This window comes from Devosia sp. (assembly GCF_039927955.1).
GTDB lineage: Bacteria > Pseudomonadota > Alphaproteobacteria > Rhizobiales > Devosiaceae > Devosia.
The window spans coordinates 22,185-36,815 of sequence record NZ_JBDSUA010000003.1; the positions used below are offsets into that span (position 1 = coordinate 22,185).

General features: G+C 61.9%; 16 protein-coding genes. 7 read left to right on the forward strand and 9 right to left on the reverse strand.

What is annotated here, in order from left to right; translation table 11 throughout:
- Nucleotides 1-19: 19 nt before the first annotated feature.
- Together fliI and fliJ are read left to right on the forward strand one after the other, a co-directional pair.
- Complete coding sequence (gene fliI / locus ABIT12_RS01040; RefSeq protein WP_348044482.1) at nucleotides 20-1,348, forward strand: flagellar protein export ATPase FliI; 1,329 nt, start codon at nucleotides 20-22, stop codon at nucleotides 1,346-1,348.
- A gap of 54 nt (nucleotides 1,349-1,402) precedes the next feature.
- Entirely contained in the window at nucleotides 1,403-1,819 is a 417-nt protein-coding gene (fliJ, locus tag ABIT12_RS01045; protein ID WP_348044484.1) for a flagellar export protein FliJ, read from the forward strand.
- Nucleotides 1,820-1,825: 6 nt separating this feature from the next.
- Here the strand turns inward: fliJ and ABIT12_RS01050 are convergent, their stop codons facing one another.
- From ABIT12_RS01050 to ABIT12_RS01060, 3 genes are all read right to left on the reverse strand, one after another.
- Nucleotides 1,826-2,737 carry a PRC-barrel domain-containing protein gene (locus tag ABIT12_RS01050; protein ID WP_348044486.1) on the reverse strand — a complete coding sequence of 304 codons (912 nt, stop codon included), beginning with the start codon at nucleotides 2,735-2,737 and terminating at the stop codon, nucleotides 1,826-1,828.
- A gap of 272 nt (nucleotides 2,738-3,009) precedes the next feature.
- On the reverse strand, nucleotides 3,010-3,450 hold the full coding sequence (locus ABIT12_RS01055; RefSeq protein WP_348044488.1) for a GNAT family N-acetyltransferase: 441 nt from the start codon (nucleotides 3,448-3,450) through the stop codon (nucleotides 3,010-3,012).
- Nucleotides 3,451-3,501: 51 nt separating this feature from the next.
- Entirely contained in the window at nucleotides 3,502-4,563 is a 1,062-nt protein-coding gene (locus ABIT12_RS01060) for a putative zinc-binding metallopeptidase (RefSeq protein WP_348044490.1), read from the reverse strand.
- 76 nt (nucleotides 4,564-4,639) lie between these two features.
- Here ABIT12_RS01060 and ABIT12_RS01065 point away from each other — a divergent pair, with 76 nt between their 5' ends.
- The 5 genes from ABIT12_RS01065 (at nucleotide 4,640) to ABIT12_RS01085 (ending at nucleotide 8,033) form a co-directional block, all read left to right on the forward strand.
- Complete coding sequence (locus ABIT12_RS01065; RefSeq protein WP_348044492.1) at nucleotides 4,640-5,002, forward strand: DUF1801 domain-containing protein; 363 nt, start codon at nucleotides 4,640-4,642, stop codon at nucleotides 5,000-5,002.
- Nucleotides 5,003-5,048: 46 nt separating this feature from the next.
- Entirely contained in the window at nucleotides 5,049-5,660 is a 612-nt protein-coding gene (locus ABIT12_RS01070; protein WP_348044494.1) for a LysE family translocator, read from the forward strand.
- Between the two features lie 152 nt (nucleotides 5,661-5,812).
- Nucleotides 5,813-6,517: a glutathione S-transferase N-terminal domain-containing protein gene (locus tag ABIT12_RS01075; RefSeq protein ID WP_348044496.1), complete on the forward strand. Its 705-nt coding sequence runs from the start codon at nucleotides 5,813-5,815 to the stop codon at nucleotides 6,515-6,517.
- Nucleotides 6,518-6,666: 149 nt separating this feature from the next.
- Nucleotides 6,667-7,626 (forward strand): hypothetical protein, encoded by a 960-nt coding sequence (locus ABIT12_RS01080; protein ID WP_348044498.1) that lies wholly within the window; start codon nucleotides 6,667-6,669, stop codon nucleotides 7,624-7,626.
- 26 nt (nucleotides 7,627-7,652) lie between these two features.
- Nucleotides 7,653-8,033: a DUF1801 domain-containing protein gene (locus tag ABIT12_RS01085; protein ID WP_348044500.1), complete on the forward strand. Its 381-nt coding sequence runs from the start codon at nucleotides 7,653-7,655 to the stop codon at nucleotides 8,031-8,033.
- Between the two features lie 171 nt (nucleotides 8,034-8,204).
- On the opposite strand, the gene ABIT12_RS01090 is transcribed toward ABIT12_RS01085, so the two are convergent.
- From ABIT12_RS01090 to fliG, 6 genes are all read right to left on the reverse strand, one after another.
- Nucleotides 8,205-8,780 carry a DUF2076 domain-containing protein gene (locus ABIT12_RS01090; RefSeq protein WP_348044502.1) on the reverse strand — a complete coding sequence of 192 codons (576 nt, stop codon included), beginning with the start codon at nucleotides 8,778-8,780 and terminating at the stop codon, nucleotides 8,205-8,207.
- 58 nt (nucleotides 8,781-8,838) lie between these two features.
- Nucleotides 8,839-10,974, reverse strand: a complete 2,136-nt coding sequence (flhA, locus tag ABIT12_RS01095) for a flagellar biosynthesis protein FlhA (protein WP_407065567.1) — start codon at nucleotides 10,972-10,974, stop codon at nucleotides 8,839-8,841.
- Between the two features lie 197 nt (nucleotides 10,975-11,171).
- The gene (locus ABIT12_RS01100) at nucleotides 11,172-12,539 is read right to left on the reverse strand and encodes a sigma-54 dependent transcriptional regulator (RefSeq protein ID WP_348044504.1); all 1,368 of its coding nucleotides are present in this window, start codon (nucleotides 12,537-12,539) and stop codon (nucleotides 11,172-11,174) included.
- 10 nt (nucleotides 12,540-12,549) lie between these two features.
- Nucleotides 12,550-12,840 carry a flagellar motor switch protein FliN gene (gene fliN, locus ABIT12_RS01105; protein ID WP_348044532.1) on the reverse strand — a complete coding sequence of 97 codons (291 nt, stop codon included), beginning with the start codon at nucleotides 12,838-12,840 and terminating at the stop codon, nucleotides 12,550-12,552.
- A 59-nt stretch (nucleotides 12,841-12,899) separates the two neighbouring features.
- Nucleotides 12,900-13,541: a hypothetical protein gene (locus ABIT12_RS01110; RefSeq protein WP_348044506.1), complete on the reverse strand. Its 642-nt coding sequence runs from the start codon at nucleotides 13,539-13,541 to the stop codon at nucleotides 12,900-12,902.
- Between the two features lie 3 nt (nucleotides 13,542-13,544).
- On the reverse strand, nucleotides 13,545-14,630 hold the full coding sequence (gene fliG / locus ABIT12_RS01115) for a flagellar motor switch protein FliG (protein WP_348044508.1): 1,086 nt from the start codon (nucleotides 14,628-14,630) through the stop codon (nucleotides 13,545-13,547).
- Nucleotide 14,631 lies beyond the last annotated feature (1 nt).

A 14,631-nucleotide genomic window follows, 5' to 3' on the forward strand; every position in this document is an offset into this window, starting at 1 on the left:
CTACCGGAGACCCTCTTCCATGAAAGCCCTGATCTCTGCGATCGATGCAATCGACGATGTCGAGGTGTTTGGGCGGGTCAAATCCGTGCAGGGACTGCTGATCGAAATCGTCGGTCCGGTCCGCGAACTGCGGGTCGGTGGCCGGGTAATCATTGAAACCTCCAATGGCGGCGAGCTGCCGTCCGAAATCATCGGTTTCAAGGGCGGCCATGCCCTGTGCCTGCCGTTCGGGCAATTGGCCGGAGTGCGGCTGGGGTGCAAGGCGGTGTTCCAGCGCAATGACGGCGCGGCATTTCCCTCTGCCGGGTGGCTGGGGCGGGTGGTCAACGCCAATGGCGACCCGATTGATGGCAAGGGACCGCTGCCGCGTGGCGCGACGCCTTATCCATTGCGGCAAAATCCGCTGCTGGCGCATGACCGCGTGCGGGTGGGCGATCCGCTGGATCTCGGCGTTCGGTGCCTGAATACCTTCACCACCGTGTGCGAAGGTCAGCGCCTCGGGATTTTTGCCGGCTCGGGCGTTGGCAAATCGGTTTTGATGTCGATGCTGGCGCGCAATACCAATGTCGATGTCGCGGTAATCGGGCTGATCGGTGAACGCGGGCGCGAAGTGCATGAGTTCATCCAGGAATATCTGGGTGAAGCGGGGCTGGAAAACGCCGTTGTCGTGGTGGCCACCTCGGATGAAGCGGCCTTGATGCGGCGACAGGCGGCGTTCATGACGCTGGCGCTCTCAGAATATTTCCGCGACCAGGGCAAGCGTGTGCTCTGCATGATGGACAGCCTGACGCGCTTTGCCATGGCGCAGCGCGAAATCGGGCTGGCGATCGGCGAACCACCGACGGCGAAGGGTTATCCACCGACAGTTTTCACGGAATTGCCCCGATTGCTCGAAAGAGCGGGTCCAGGGACGGCTAATTCGGGCTCTGTTACCGGTCTATTTACCGTTTTGGTTGAAGGTGATGATCACAATGAGCCCATTGCGGACGCCGTACGCGGCATTCTTGATGGGCACATCGTAATGGAGCGCGGAATTGCCGAGCGGGGACGTTACCCGGCGGTCAACGTGCTCCGGTCCATATCGCGCACCATGCCAGGGTGTGTTCCGGTCCAGTTCAGGCCGGTCCTGGCAAAAGCGCGCGAGCTCATGTCGATTTATTCCGACATGGAGGAACTGATCCGGCTGGGGGCATACCGGAAAGGGTCAGATCCTAAAGTGGACCGCGCTATCGCCATCAACCCGGCGCTGGAAGGCTTTTTGAGCCAGCAGCGGGAAGAGACCACCACGATTGCCGATGGCTATTCTCAGCTTGAGGCAATCATTGTGGCGGCGGAAGCGACGGCCTGATGGGACGCGTGTTTGGCGTTCCGGAACTGACTTGGTGTGTAAGGAGTACAGGTCTTGAAATCTCGTAGCGAGAGCCTCATCCGGCTCAAGAAATTCGAGGTCGACGAGCGTCGCCGCAAGGTTGCCCAGATCGAAATGATGGTCAACGATTTCGTCCGCATGGCGACCGAACTCGATCAGCAGATCGAAATTGAGCAAACCAAAACCGGCATTTCGGATGTGGCGCATTTCGCCTATTCGACTTTTGCCAAGGCCGCGCTCAGCCGCCGCGACAATCTGTTGGCCTCGGCCAATGACATGCGCGAAAAGCTCGAAGTGGCGCAGGATTCGCTGGCGGAAGCGCTGGAAGACCTGAAAAAGGTCGAACTGCTGGACCAACGCGAACATCAGCGCGAAGCCGCCGAACAGCTCAAGGCCGAACAGGCCGACTATGACGAAATCGGCCGGCTGCGGTTTCGCAACAGCCAGTAACCCTGGCTAGGGCGCAATCACCAGACGCTGATTGGCGCGATCCGACTCGTAGGTAGCCGGATCGTAGGGCGGCTGTGCCTCAAGCTGTTCGCGCGTCGCATTGATGAAGAAGTAGCGGGTGTCGTTGACGTCGGTGGAAAACTTGAGGTTTTCATAGCCGACGGCGACCGGCTTTGCCCCGAGCCCCAAAAATCCACCCACATCCACGACCAGCGCATCAATCGTGCCGTCCTTGTTGGTCAGCACCGAATTGACGCTGCCGATCTGCTCGTCCACGCCATAAACGGCGATCCCCGGCAGTTCCGTGGCGCTGACGCCCGCGGTGTCGAGGCTGGTGAGCTTGGAGCGATCCAGCGGCGCTGTCGCACTGGGCTGGTCGGTGGTTTGATTGGGGTCGGTGGCGGTGGCGTTCGGGTCCCCCGGCGCCAGTTGCGCGGCTTCCTGCGCGGGCGTCATCGCGGCCCCAGTTTCCTCTTCGCTATCGGCCCAGATGAAGGCCGGCGCGGCTTTGAGCGCATCGGCGGTGGTGGTCATGACAAAGCGCGGCTTGCCTTCGGCGTCCTTGACCCACTGCAACTGCGCAAAATCGACAGCGACGGATTTCTGGCCGACGCCGAGAAAACCACCGACATCGATGACCGCGGCGGAAATGGTGCGGTCGGGCGCTATCACCAGATCCCCTACGGTGCCGATCACCTCTGCATCGGTAGCGGCCGACGAATAGACTTTCTGGCCGATGATCCTGGTGGCGATACGATCGTCGACATGGGCTTCATATCCCTGGGACAGCACGACGGGTGGCACAAGGCCGGCCTTTTCCAGTTCGGTCTGTTCGGCAGGTGCGATGACATCCTGCGCAAAGGCGGAGACGCACAGCAGGGTGGCAAGGGCGGGAACAACAAACAGCAGGCGGGCCATGATTTCTCCGGCGCAAATTGAGGATGGGCCGGCGGGCGGCATAAAGGCAACGCCGCTGCTGTACGGGCGTTCCATTGTGCTGATGCGGAACGGGAATTGAAAAGGCCAGCCCGCGTGAGCGGACTGGCCAATTCCGCCTCCCTGGCGGTTGTTGTTCTCGGTGCCCGCGCCGCGCATGACGCGCACAGGGCTCCTGACATCGGGGATGATAGCGCAAGTCTGATGGCAGGGGAGTCAGAGCCTGCCAGCGCAGTTAAGCGGTTCCTAAATGGTTAATGGCCGCCATAGGTGCTCATCGCCAGATGGGGCATCCCGCCATCCTGAAATTGCTCACCAAAAGCAGTGAAACCGAGCTTTTCGTACAGCCCGATCTTGTCGGTCTGGGCAGTGAGATAAAAGCGCTCCTGTCCGGTGGAACGGGCATGGGTCATGGCGGCGAGCATGAGTTGTTTGGCGATGCCGTGGCCACGCCATTGGCTTTTGACCGCCACCCGCCCGATCTTGGCGTGTTCGGCCAGAAACAGCACTCGCAGCGTGCCCACCACTTCGCCTTCGGCAATGGCGACGAAATGGGTGGCCGTCAGATCGTAGCTATCGTGCTCTTCTTCCTCGGGCACCTTCTGTTCGATGACAAAGACTTCGCGGCGCAGGGCAAAAGCGGCGTTGCACAGGGTCGAAAAGACCGGAACGCGGAGGATGATGATGTCGGTCATGGGCTGGTTCCGTCGACGAGGACCCCAACCTAAGGCGCCCCCGACCGCCTGTCAGCCCCTGTCGAGGTGGACCAGATTGTGGATGAAGCAGAGTTTGTCGATGACGGCGGGGCTGAGCACAAACGGGTAGGCGTCGGGCTGACCCATGGCGCGGTTGAGGTTGTTCATCAGCAGGGTCAAGGGGATCCAGCGATCAACGATTTCTTCGAACTTGGCCGACCAGTAGGGGTCAAAATCGATGGCGACGGCCATGCTGCCGTCGGTGTCGGTTTTTGGATCGGCGCGGATGCCAAAGGCCGAGGCCATTTCGACAGTATCGACGATGTGCAGGTAGTGCGCCCAGGTTTCGGCAAAGTCTTCCCAAGGATGGGAGGTGGCATAAGCGCTGATGAAATTTTGCGGCCAACCCACGGGCGCGCCGCTGGCATAGTGGCGCTGCAGTGCCCGGGCATAATCCTGGCTATCGTCGCCGAATTTGGCCCGAAACGGCTGCAGCTGGTCGGTGGGGCGGACCAGCAGGTCCCAATAATGGTGACCGATCTCGTGGCGGAAATGGCCGAGCAGGGTACGATAGGGTTCGCCCATCGCCTCGCGGCGGGCTTCGCGCTGGGCATCGTCGGCCTCGATCAGGGCAATGGTGATGATGCCGTCTTCATGGCCGGTGAGCACTGGGGAGCGCTCATTGGCATCATCGGCGAGGAAGCGGAAGCTCAGGCCGTGACCGGGGGCTTCGCCGCGCGTATGCAGCGGTAGGTCGAGGCGAAGCAGGGAGTAGAACAAGCGCTTTTTGGCGCGCTCGATGATCTGCCAGCGGGCGAGATTGACCGGGTCGTCGATGGGTGGGATGGTTTCGTTGTGGCGGCAGGCAGCGCAGAAAATATCGCCGCCCGGCGTGGCCGGAACCAGCCAGTTGCAGGCGCCGTGGCGCGCATTGTCGCAGAAAACGAAGGTTTCGCCGGGGAAAACCGGCGTCGACCAGACATTGCCTTCCTTGACCAGCGAGACCAGTGCATTGCGTGCCGAGACATAGCCCAACTGATGGCCACAGCGTTCGCAGATGGTGTTTTCAAAATACAGCGTGTTGCTGCAATGGTCGCAGGCAAAGAGTTTCATCGAGAGTCCCGGTGGTGTGCGCTGCAACAATGCGCGAGATTATGGCATGTTCCGTGGCGAGAGGGAGGAATGGCGCATGGCTGCCAAGCTTGAAACCATGGATGCCTATATCGCGACGTTGCCTGACGGGGTGCAGGTGGTTATCGAGGACATCCGCCTGACCATTCGCCGTGCGGCGCCGAGCGCAGTTGAGGCGGTGAAATATGGCATGCCCGCCTTTCGGATGAACGACACCTATCTGATTTATGTCGCCGCCTGGAAGTCGCATATCGGCCTCTATCCGGTGCATCGCGGGGATGCTGAATTCGAGGCGGCGCTGGCACCCTATCGTGCAGAAAAGGACAGTGTGAAGTTCATGCTCAACCTGCCTGTCCCGCATGACATCATCGTGAAGATCATCGCGGCGCGGGTTGCGGCACTGCAGGGACGCTACGCTTGATGGCATCGATCAGCTCCCCTAGGGTGACGCCAATTGCGGAGTCGCCATGAGCATCGAATTTCTGATCACTACGCTGATCGTAGTCGTTTCCCCAGGGACTGGCGCGCTTTACACCATCGCCGCTGGGCTTTCGCGCGGGGCCAAGGCCAGTGCGGTTGCAGCGTTTGGCTGCACGCTGGGCATCGTGCCGCATATGCTGGCGGCGATCACCGGCCTTGCGGCGGTGCTGCACACCAGTGCGCTGGCGTTCGACATCATCAAATATGCCGGCGTGGCCTATCTGCTGTACATGGCCTGGATGACGCTGAAGGAAACCGGCGCGCTCAGTGTCGAGCAGGATAAGACGCCCAAATCGGCGCGTGAGGTGATCGTGGAAAGCATCCTGATCAACATTCTCAACCCCAAGCTGTCGATCTTCTTTTTTGCCTTCCTGCCGCAGTTCGTGCCTAGCGGCGCACCCGATGCGCTGCCGCAGATGCTGGAGCTGAGCGGGGTGTTCATGGCGGTGACGTTTGTGGTGTTTGCCCTCTATGGCCTGTTCGCAGCGGTGATCCGCAATCACGTGATTTCACGGCCGTCGATCATGACCTGGATGCGGCGCAGCTTTGCCGCAGCCTTCGTGCTGCTGGGTGCCAAGCTGGCGCTGACCGAGCGCTAGGTCATGCGGCCAGCTGATTGTGGCGCCTGCAAACGGCAGCTTTCTGCGCTTCCGGTGCTCACGTACTCACGTACGCTGCGCTCCGGTTCTCGAAACCCACCATTTTCGACTCGCCACCATCAACTGGTCACACGACCTAGAAGGACTTTGCCATGACCGATTTTTCGGGCTTTCCCATCACCGCCAAATGGCCGGCCAAAAATCCTGAGCTATTGCAGCTCTATTCGGTGCCGACGCCCAACGGGGTGAAGGTGTCGATCATGCTGGAGGAAATCGGGCTGCCCTACGAGCCGCACGCGATCAACATCATGACCAATGAGACCTGGGGGCCGGAATTTCTGTCGCTCAATCCGAACGGCAAGATCCCGGCGATCATCGATCCAGATGGTCCCGGCGGCAAGCCGATCGGGCTGTTCGAGTCTGGCGCCATTCTGATCTATCTGGCGGAAAAGACCGGGAAATTGCTTTCGGCTGATCCCGTGGTGCGGATCGAGACCATCCAGTGGGTATTCTTCCAGATGGCGGCGGTCGGGCCGATGTTCGGGCAGCTGGGGTTCTTCCACAAGTTTGCCGGGCGCGAGTATGAGGACAAGCGACCCTTTGAGCGCTATCGCGCCGAATCTGAACGGTTGCTAAACGTTCTGGAGACGCGGCTGACCGGGCGGCAGTGGATGATGGGCGACGATTACTCCATTGCCGATATCGCGCTGATCGGCTGGGTGCGCAATATCGTCGGTTTTTATGAAGCCGCCGAAGTGGTCCACTACGATCGGCTCAAATCGGTGCCGGCCTGGCTGGAGCGGGCATTGGCGCGGCCGGCGGTGCAGCGTGGGCTGAATATTCCGGCGCGACCCTAAGGGGATATTTACGCGGCACGACGATGATGGCGCCAAGAGGGCATCGGTTTGATCGTGACGCGATTTGCAGGAATTGAGCGCAGGGCGGCCATGACTGCCTGGTTGTTTTGGCGGCGGCGATGGTTGCCTGCCTTTGGGTCGCCTTAGCCATGGGCGCCCCTTCGCCCGCGGTTGCCGAAGGGGCGCCCAGCACTGGCGACCTGGCGCTGTATCAGGCCATTGTCGAGCAGATGCGGGCCGGGCGCGGCTATTATCCGGCGGCACACGACCTGATGGTGGCCAATGGCTATGGCACCTTGTCGGTGTTCAACTGGCGCATGCCGCTGTTGATGGAGGCGGTCAGCCTGTTGCCATCGCTGCTGTGGGCGCAGGTGGTGCTGATCGGCATGGCAATTGGCGCGGCGGCGCTGGCGGGGCGGCTGTGCTGGAACACTGGCGGCTGGCCGCTGGCGGGGCCGGTGCTGGCATTGCTGGTTCTGGGGCTGGCGGGATGCCTGCCGCAAAATGCCATCCTGTTCGCGGAAATTCCGGCCGGTGTCCTGATCCTTGGCTCGGCAGCGCTTTATGGGCTGGGGCGGCCCTGGTGGGGGGCGGGAGTGGCGGCGCTGGCCCTGCTGGTGCGTGAACTGGCCGGGATTTATGTGCTGGTCTGTATCTATCGCGCGGCGCGGGGGCGACGGTTTGCCGAGCTGGGGTTCTGGCTGGCGGTGCTGCTGGCCTATGCCGGATATTTCGCCTGGCACTACGGGCAGGTGCAAACTCATATCGGGGCCAATGATCCGGGCTATTCGCAGGGCTGGCTGCAATGGGGCGGCATCGGGTTCTGGCTGACGACGGCGTCGTTCAACGGGGTGTTTCTGCTGCTGCCGGTGTGGGTGACGGCCCTGGTGCTGCCGCTGGGCGTGCTGGGGCTGTTGGCCTGGCCGGGGCGGAACGGGGCATGGCTGAGCCTTGGCGTGCTGGCATTTCTGATGTTCATGGGGGCGGTGGGCAAGCCGTTCAACGCCTATTGGGGTGCGCTTTATACGCCGATGCTGACTGTTGGGCTGGGCTGGGCCGGTTTTGCACTGCGCGACCTGGTGGTGGCAACGCGGTCTGGCGCGCGATAAACCAACCGCATTCAATGGAGCCTGCCATGACCCCGACAGAAGAGATCGACGCACTGATTGCAGGGCTGACCGACTGGCGCGGCAAGACGCTGGCGCGCGTTCGTCAGATCATGGTGGCAGCTGACCCGGAGATCGTGGAGGAATGGAAATGGATGGGCAGCCCGACCTGGTCACGCGATGGCATCATCGCGGTGGGCAATGCCCACAAGGACAAGGTGAAGCTGACTTTTGCGCAGGGGGCCAGCATTGCCGATCCCGACGGGCTGTTCAACAACGGGCTGGGCGGCAAGGTCTGGCGCGCTATCGATCTGTCCGAGGGTGACGAGATTGATGAGCGGGCGCTGACGGCGCTGGTGCGGGCGGCGATGGTGTTCAATCGGGAGAAGGCGGCGAAGCGGGGGAAATAGCCTGTTCGGGCTTATCTGCAGTCTACCCCTCCCCCCTTCGCGGGAAGGGTCAGGGTGAGGGTCGGTTGGCCCGATATTCACCGTCGGGTACCGGGCTCCGCCCACCCCCTCCCAACCTCCCCGTCAAGGGGGAGGAGCAGGACCGGTGCGTGGGTTGAGATGTTGCTTTGACTAAAAATCGCCGCCGATGTCGAAATCGCCGCCGTCGTCGCCACCAAAACCGCCAGCATCATTTCCGGGATCTGTGCCGTTGTCGGTTGGCTGATCTGGCGGGCTGTATTCGGCGGCATTGGCGTCGCCGCTGAACAGGCCGGCGATGGCGGAGCCAAGCAGGATACCGCCGGTTACGCCCATGGCGGTCTGGGCGGCGTTGGCCAAAAAGCTGCCGCCACCGGGACCATAGCCGTGATTGCCGCCACGATCCCAGGGGCCGCGCTGCTGTTGCTGGGGACGCTGGTTCTGGCGATAGGGTTGGCCGTTGCCGAACAGTCCTCCGAGGAAACCGGTATTGGCGGAGCGGCCCGCGAGTTGGGCTTCCAGCGCTTCGATCTGCTGGCGGGCGCCTTCGAGCGCCTGCTCCTGCACCAGAATGGTCTGGGCCATGTAATAGGGTGCAGCGGGGGTCTGGCGCAGCCGCCGCTGGATCAGCGTCTCGGCATCGGGCTCACGTGGCGCGCTGCGCTCGGCGGCGGTTTCGAGCCGGTCGAACAGTCCGTCGATGGCGTCGCGATCCTGGTTGTTCAACATGGTCCACTCCTTGGGTTGACGCCAAAGAGATGGGGACCGCTGGACCGGTTACAAGATGTCAGACACTGCCGATGGTCTTGAGGCGGATACGGGGGTGGACTTCGTTCTGGCTCATCACCACGGTTTGCGGGCGGAAGCGTTCGATGATGGCGCGGACGTGCGGGCGGATCGACGGCGAAGTGATCAGCACCGGCAGTTCGCCCTGCTGGGCGGCGCGTTCAAAGCCCTGCTGGATGCCGGCGATGAACTGCTGCAGGCGCGACGGCGCCATGGCGAGGTGGCGGTTTTCGCCGTCGCCAACCATGGCTTCGGCGAAGTCGCGTTCCCATTGTGGCGATAGGGTGAGCAGCGGCAGGTTGCCATCCGGGCCAAGATTAGCAGCACACAATTGGCGGCTGAGGCGGGCACGGATGTGCTCGACGATGGTCTGGGTCGAGCGACCGCCGCCGGCGATTTCCGCGAGGCCTTCGAGAATGGTGGGCAGATCGCGGATCGAGATGCGCTCGTTGAGCAGCGCCTGCAAGACGCGCTGGATACCCGATACGGTGATCTGGCCGGGCACGATATCTTCGACGAGCTTCTGCTGTTCCTTGGACAGGCCGGTGAGCAGGGACTGGACGTTGGAATAGCTGAGCAGATCGGCGACGTTGGCCTTGAGCACTTCGGTCAGGTGCGTGGAAATCACCGTCGATGGATCGATGATCGACAGGCCCTGCAATTCGGCTTCGTCGCGCAACGCTGGTTCGATCCAGGTAGCGGGCAGGCCGAAGGTGGGTTCGGTGGTGTGGTGGCCAGGCAGGTTGATCTGGCCGCCCATGGGGTCCATGACCATCAGCTGATTGGCCCAGATCTGGCCGGCGCCGGCTTCGACTTCCTTGATCCGAACCTTATAATCGTTGGGTTCGAGCTGCATGTTGTCGAGGATGCGGACCGGCGGCATGACGAAGCCCAGTTCGACGGCAAGCTGGCGGCGCAGCGCCTTGATCTGTTCAGTAAGCCGGTCAGAGCCGTTTTCGTCTTCCTTGACCAGGCTGAGCAGGCCATAGCCGAGTTCGAGCTTGAGTTCGTCGATCTTGAGGCTGTCGCTGATCGGGGCTTCGCTCGGCGCGGCGGCATCGGCTGCGAGCTTGGCTATTGCTTCCGGATCCGGTTCGACCGGCGCTGTGCGCTTGGCGATCATCGAACGATAGGCCATGTAACCGACACCGCCGGCCAGGGCGATGAACGGAATGAATGGCATACCGGGCAGGAAAGCCAGCAGGCCCATAACCGCCGCGGACATGCCCAGCGCCTTGGGATAGCCAGTGAACTGCTTGGCCAGCGCCTTGTCGGCCGAGCCGGTGACGCCGGACTTGGACACAAGGATACCGGCAGCGGTCGAAACGATCAGCGCCGGGATTTGGGAAACCAGGCCATCACCGATGGTGAGCAGGGTATAGACGTTGCCGGCTTCCTGAAAGCTCAAGCCTTCCTGCGCCACGCCGATGATCATACCGGCGATGACATTGATGAAGGTGATGATCAGGCCGGCAATGGCGTCGCCGCGCACGAACTTGGAAGCACCGTCCATGTTACCGAAAAAGGCGCTTTCGCCTTCGAGTTCAGCACGGCGGACCTTGGCAACCTTTTCGTCGATCAACCCGGCGCTGAGGTCGGCGTCGATGGCCATCTGCTTGCCGGGCATGGCGTCGAGGCTGAAACGGGCCGCGACTTCGGCGATGCGGCCCGAACCCTTGGTGATGACGATGAAGTTCACCACGACCAAGATGGCAAACACCACCACGCCGATGATGAAATTGCCGCGCATGATGAAGTGGCCAAAGGCCTCGATGACGTGACCGGCGGCGTCGGTGCCGGTGTGGCCTTCGGACAGGATCAGGCGGGTGGTGGCCAGGTTCAGGCCCAGCCGCAGCATTGTGGCGATCAGCAGCACTGTGGGGAAGGACGAGAATTCCAGCGGCTTCTGAATGAACAAAGCCGTCATCATGATCATCACGGAAAACACGATCGAAATGGCCAGCAACCCATCGAGCAGCATCGGCGGCATCGGCAGGATCAGGATGACGATGATCGACATCACCGCGGTGGCGAGCAGGATATCACCGGTACGCAGGGTAGCAAAAACGGTGGCGACGGATGGCAACTTAAAGTTGCCAATCATGCGCGGGCCGCCGGAGGGGACGATGTCGGTCATAGGGCAGTCACCTTACGCAAAACTTCTTCCCTTCTCCCCTTGTGGGAGAAGGTGCCCGAAGGGCGGATGAGGGGTGCTTTGCGATGGTTTTGGATATGCTGCGGCAACCCCTCACCCTGATTTTCTGCTGAACGCAGAAAATCTGTCCCTCTCCCACAAGGGGCGAGGGTAGCATCGAGTTTGGGGACGCTGACCACTCAGGCCACCGAGCGCTGTTCGCCGGGGGCGGGCACGAAGGTGCCTTCATCGGTGTACTGGTTGAGCTTGTTGCGCAGCGTGCGGATCGAGATGCCCAGGATGGTGGCCGCATGGGTGCGGTTGCCCAGGGTGTGATCGAGGGTATCGAGGATGAGGTCGCGTTCGACATCGGCCACGGTGCGGCCGACCATGGCGCGGGACATGGTCTCGGCGGTCTGGACGAGCTGGGACGACAGCGTATGGGCGAGGACCGCTTCGTTGAGGCCGGTGCCATCTGGCATCGAAATGGCGTCAGGGCCGATGATGTCGGTCTGGCTGAGCAGCACGGCGCGATGCAGGGTGTTTTCCAGCTCGCGGACGTTGCCGGGCCAGGGCGCGCCAAGCAGGGCCTGGCGGGCTTCACTCGACAGCGTGCGGGGGGAGAGGCCATTGGCCTTGGAGTATTTGTCGACGAAGTGATCGGACAGCGCCGCGATATCGCCGGGGCGATCGCGCAGCGGCGGCAGCCGGAGATTGACGACGTTGAGGCGGAACAGCAGATCTTCGCGGAAATGACCTTCGCGCACGGCTTCCGTCAGATTGCGGTTAGAGGTGGCCAGAATGCGGATATCGACGGGCACCGGCTTATTGCCGCCGACACGATCGATCAGGCGTTCCTGAATGGCGCGCAGCAGCTTGGATTGCAGGCGATAGTCCATCTCGGAAATTTCGTCGAGCAGCAACGTGCCGCCATTGGCTTCTTCGAACTTGCCGATGCGGCGGCCGATGGCGCCGGTGAAAGCACCCTTTTCATGGCCGAACAGTTCGCTTTCGAGCAGCGCTTCGGGGATGGCGGCGCAGTTGATCGAGATAAACGGCTTGTTGGCGCGCTTGGAGCGGGCATGCAGGTATTTGGCGATGACTTCCTTGCCGGTGCCGCTTTCGCCGGTGATCAGCACGCTGGCATCGGAGCCGGCGATCTGGTCGGCCATTTTGACAACACGTTCCATGGCGGGGTCGCGGAACAGGAATTCGCTCGATTCGCGGGACACTGCGGCGATCACGGCGGCGATCAGTTCGGCATCGGGCGGCAGCGGGATATATTCCTTGGCGCCGGCGCGAATGGCGTTGACGGCAGCAGCAGCATTGGTTTCGACGCCACAGGCGACCACCGGAATGGCGATGCGCTCGGCATCGAGCGCGGCGATCAGCCCGGCAATGTCCATCATCACATCGACCAGCAGCAAGTCGGCGCCACGGCCGGCGCGGAGCGCGGCGAGCGCGATTTCAATGCTGGGGGCGTGCGCAACCTTGGCGCCGCCCTGCATGGCAAGCTTGGTGGCTTCGCTTAACTGGCCTTCAAGGGGTCCGACAATCAGCAGTCTCATGGCGTGCCTCCTAAGCGGCTTTGATGATTTCAGTCATGGTGACGCCCAGCCGGCTCTCGACGAGGACGATTTCGCCGCGGGCGACCAGGCGATCATTGATGTAGATTTCAACCGCTTCACCAACCTGGCGATCAAGTTCGATGACAGTACCGACGTCCATGCGGAGCAGGTTGGAAACCGGCATCTTGGTGCGGCCCAGGACAACCGAGATGCGGACCGGCACGTCGAACACGGCCTCAAGGTCGGCGGCGGTCTTTTCCTGATGCGGCTCGACGCCATCGGCACGACCGGGTGGCATCATCTCTTCAAAGCTGATGCCTTCGCTGGTGGTGATGTCATCGTCGACCGTGCCGGTAGTGCTCATTGTTCGGTCTCCTGGGATGCCGCGCCGTTGGCAGCGGCGAGATAGCTGGAAATGCGCTTATCGATTTCGCGCGAGATGGCGTTGATATCGCGGACGAGGCCGCCGTCGACCCATTCGAGCCGTCCGTCGCCCAGCCGCTGATCGGGGTCACCCATGACGATCAGCCGTCCGCTAAAGCCGGAGGTGGCCATATGGGCAGTGGCGGTTTCGCGGATGGCGTCGGCGATCGATGGATTGCAGCGGATAACCAGATGCGGCACGCCTTCCAGGCTTTGCATGCATTCGGCAATCAGGGCTTCGAGTTCGGCGGTGGGCTGGCGGGCCAGCAGATGGACAGCGAGCTTCCGGGCAATGCTGGCGGCCAGTTCAACCGCTTCACGGCGGCTGGCCTGCGTGGCGTCGTCAAGGGCGGCGCTCATTTCGGCGGTGCGGGTCGCCAGCGTTCCAGCGGCGGCGGCAAGGGTCTGGGCGGCAATAGCGGTTGCATTGCGTTCGCCGGCTGCCACGCCTTCGGCATAGGCCTCGTCGCGCGCCTGGCGCACCAGATGGCCGACCAGATCTTCGGGCACGGTGGCTTCCGGCTTGGCGGGTCGGTGCTGCAGATCGAGATCGAAGGTGAAGCGGGCGGGATTGGCCATCGATCATTCCACCATCTGATCGTCGGACTTGGTCTTGAGGATGATGATTTCCCCACGGGCGGCCATGTCCTTGGCGGTCGACACCATCTTGCCCTGGGCTTCGTCCACGTCCTTGAGGCGAACCGGACCCAGGGCCTCCATATCATCGCGCATCAGCTTGGCCGAGCGGACCGACATATTGGCAAAGAAGAAATTCTTGAGCTGCTCGTTGGCACCCTTGAGCGCCATGGCGAGATCCTTCTTGTCCATCTTGGTGAGCAGGGTCTGGATGGCCGAGGACTCCAGGCGTGACAGATCCTCGAAGGTGAACATCAGCGCCTTGATGCGCTCGGCGTCTTCACGGCTGTTTTCTTCGAGCGTGGTAATGAAGCGTGCTTCAGTCTGGCGATCGAAGGAGTTGAAGATTTCGGCCATCTGCTCGTGGCTGTCGCGGCGCTTGGTGTGGCTGAGCGTCGACATGAATTCGGTGCGCAGAGTGGTCTCGATCTTTTCGAGGATTTCCTTTTGCACCGGATCGAGGCCCAACATGCGCTGCACCACGTCCATGGCCAGCTCTTCTGGCAGAACCTTGAGCACCTTGGAGGCGTGGTCGGTAGCGATCTTGGACAGCACCACGGCGATGGTCTGGGGATATTCGTTCTTGAGATAGGCGGCCAGCACGTCTTCCTGAACGTTGGAGAGCTTTTCCCACATGTTGCGGCCGGCAGGACCGCGAATTTCTTCCATGATCGAGTCCACGCGTTCAGCCGACAGGAAGCTGAGCAGCAGGCGTTCGGTGGTGTCCGAATTGCCGGCGAGCGAGCCAGTAGAGGAAATCGTGGTGACGAACTCGATCATCAGATCGTCCAGCATTTCCTGGGTGATCGGACCAAGGCGGACCATGGCGCGCGACAGCACCTTGATCTCGAGTTCATCGAGCTCTTCAAAGATCGGCTTGCCGTAATCGGGGCCGAGCGCCAGCAGCAGAGCCGCCGCCTTTTCGTCGCCCTTGAGGACGCGCTGATGGCTGGCGTCGTCGCCCAGCAACAGCTTGCCGCCGCCGCTGGGGGCCGCCGGTAGTGCGGTATCGGATTGGGAAACGAGTGCCATG

What these genes read in the sequence shown, in the direction of transcription:
- fliI (WP_348044482.1), top strand. Translation starts at nt 20, where the DNA reads ATGAAAGCCCTGATCTCTGCGATCGATGCAATCGACGATGTCGAGGTG.
- ABIT12_RS01050 (WP_348044486.1), bottom strand. Translation starts at nt 2,737, where the DNA reads ATGGCCCGCCTGCTGTTTGTTGTTCCCGCCCTTGCCACCCTGCTGTGC.
- ABIT12_RS01055 (WP_348044488.1), bottom strand. Translation starts at nt 3,450, where the DNA reads ATGACCGACATCATCATCCTCCGCGTTCCGGTCTTTTCGACCCTGTGC.
- ABIT12_RS01060 (WP_348044490.1), bottom strand. Translation starts at nt 4,563, where the DNA reads ATGAAACTCTTTGCCTGCGACCATTGCAGCAACACGCTGTATTTTGAA.
- ABIT12_RS01065 (WP_348044492.1), top strand. Translation starts at nt 4,640, where the DNA reads ATGGCTGCCAAGCTTGAAACCATGGATGCCTATATCGCGACGTTGCCT.
- ABIT12_RS01070 (WP_348044494.1), top strand. Translation starts at nt 5,049, where the DNA reads ATGAGCATCGAATTTCTGATCACTACGCTGATCGTAGTCGTTTCCCCA.
- ABIT12_RS01075 (WP_348044496.1), top strand. Translation starts at nt 5,813, where the DNA reads ATGACCGATTTTTCGGGCTTTCCCATCACCGCCAAATGGCCGGCCAAA.
- ABIT12_RS01080 (WP_348044498.1), top strand. Translation starts at nt 6,667, where the DNA reads ATGGGCGCCCCTTCGCCCGCGGTTGCCGAAGGGGCGCCCAGCACTGGC.
- ABIT12_RS01085 (WP_348044500.1), top strand. Translation starts at nt 7,653, where the DNA reads ATGACCCCGACAGAAGAGATCGACGCACTGATTGCAGGGCTGACCGAC.
- ABIT12_RS01090 (WP_348044502.1), bottom strand. Translation starts at nt 8,780, where the DNA reads ATGTTGAACAACCAGGATCGCGACGCCATCGACGGACTGTTCGACCGG.
- flhA (WP_407065567.1), bottom strand. Translation starts at nt 10,974, where the DNA reads ATGACCGACATCGTCCCCTCCGGCGGCCCGCGCATGATTGGCAACTTT.
- ABIT12_RS01100 (WP_348044504.1), bottom strand. Translation starts at nt 12,539, where the DNA reads ATGAGACTGCTGATTGTCGGACCCCTTGAAGGCCAGTTAAGCGAAGCC.
- fliN (WP_348044532.1), bottom strand. Translation starts at nt 12,840, where the DNA reads ATGATGCCACCCGGTCGTGCCGATGGCGTCGAGCCGCATCAGGAAAAG.
- ABIT12_RS01110 (WP_348044506.1), bottom strand. Translation starts at nt 13,541, where the DNA reads ATGGCCAATCCCGCCCGCTTCACCTTCGATCTCGATCTGCAGCACCGA.
- fliG (WP_348044508.1), bottom strand. Translation starts at nt 14,630, where the DNA reads ATGGCACTCGTTTCCCAATCCGATACCGCACTACCGGCGGCCCCCAGC.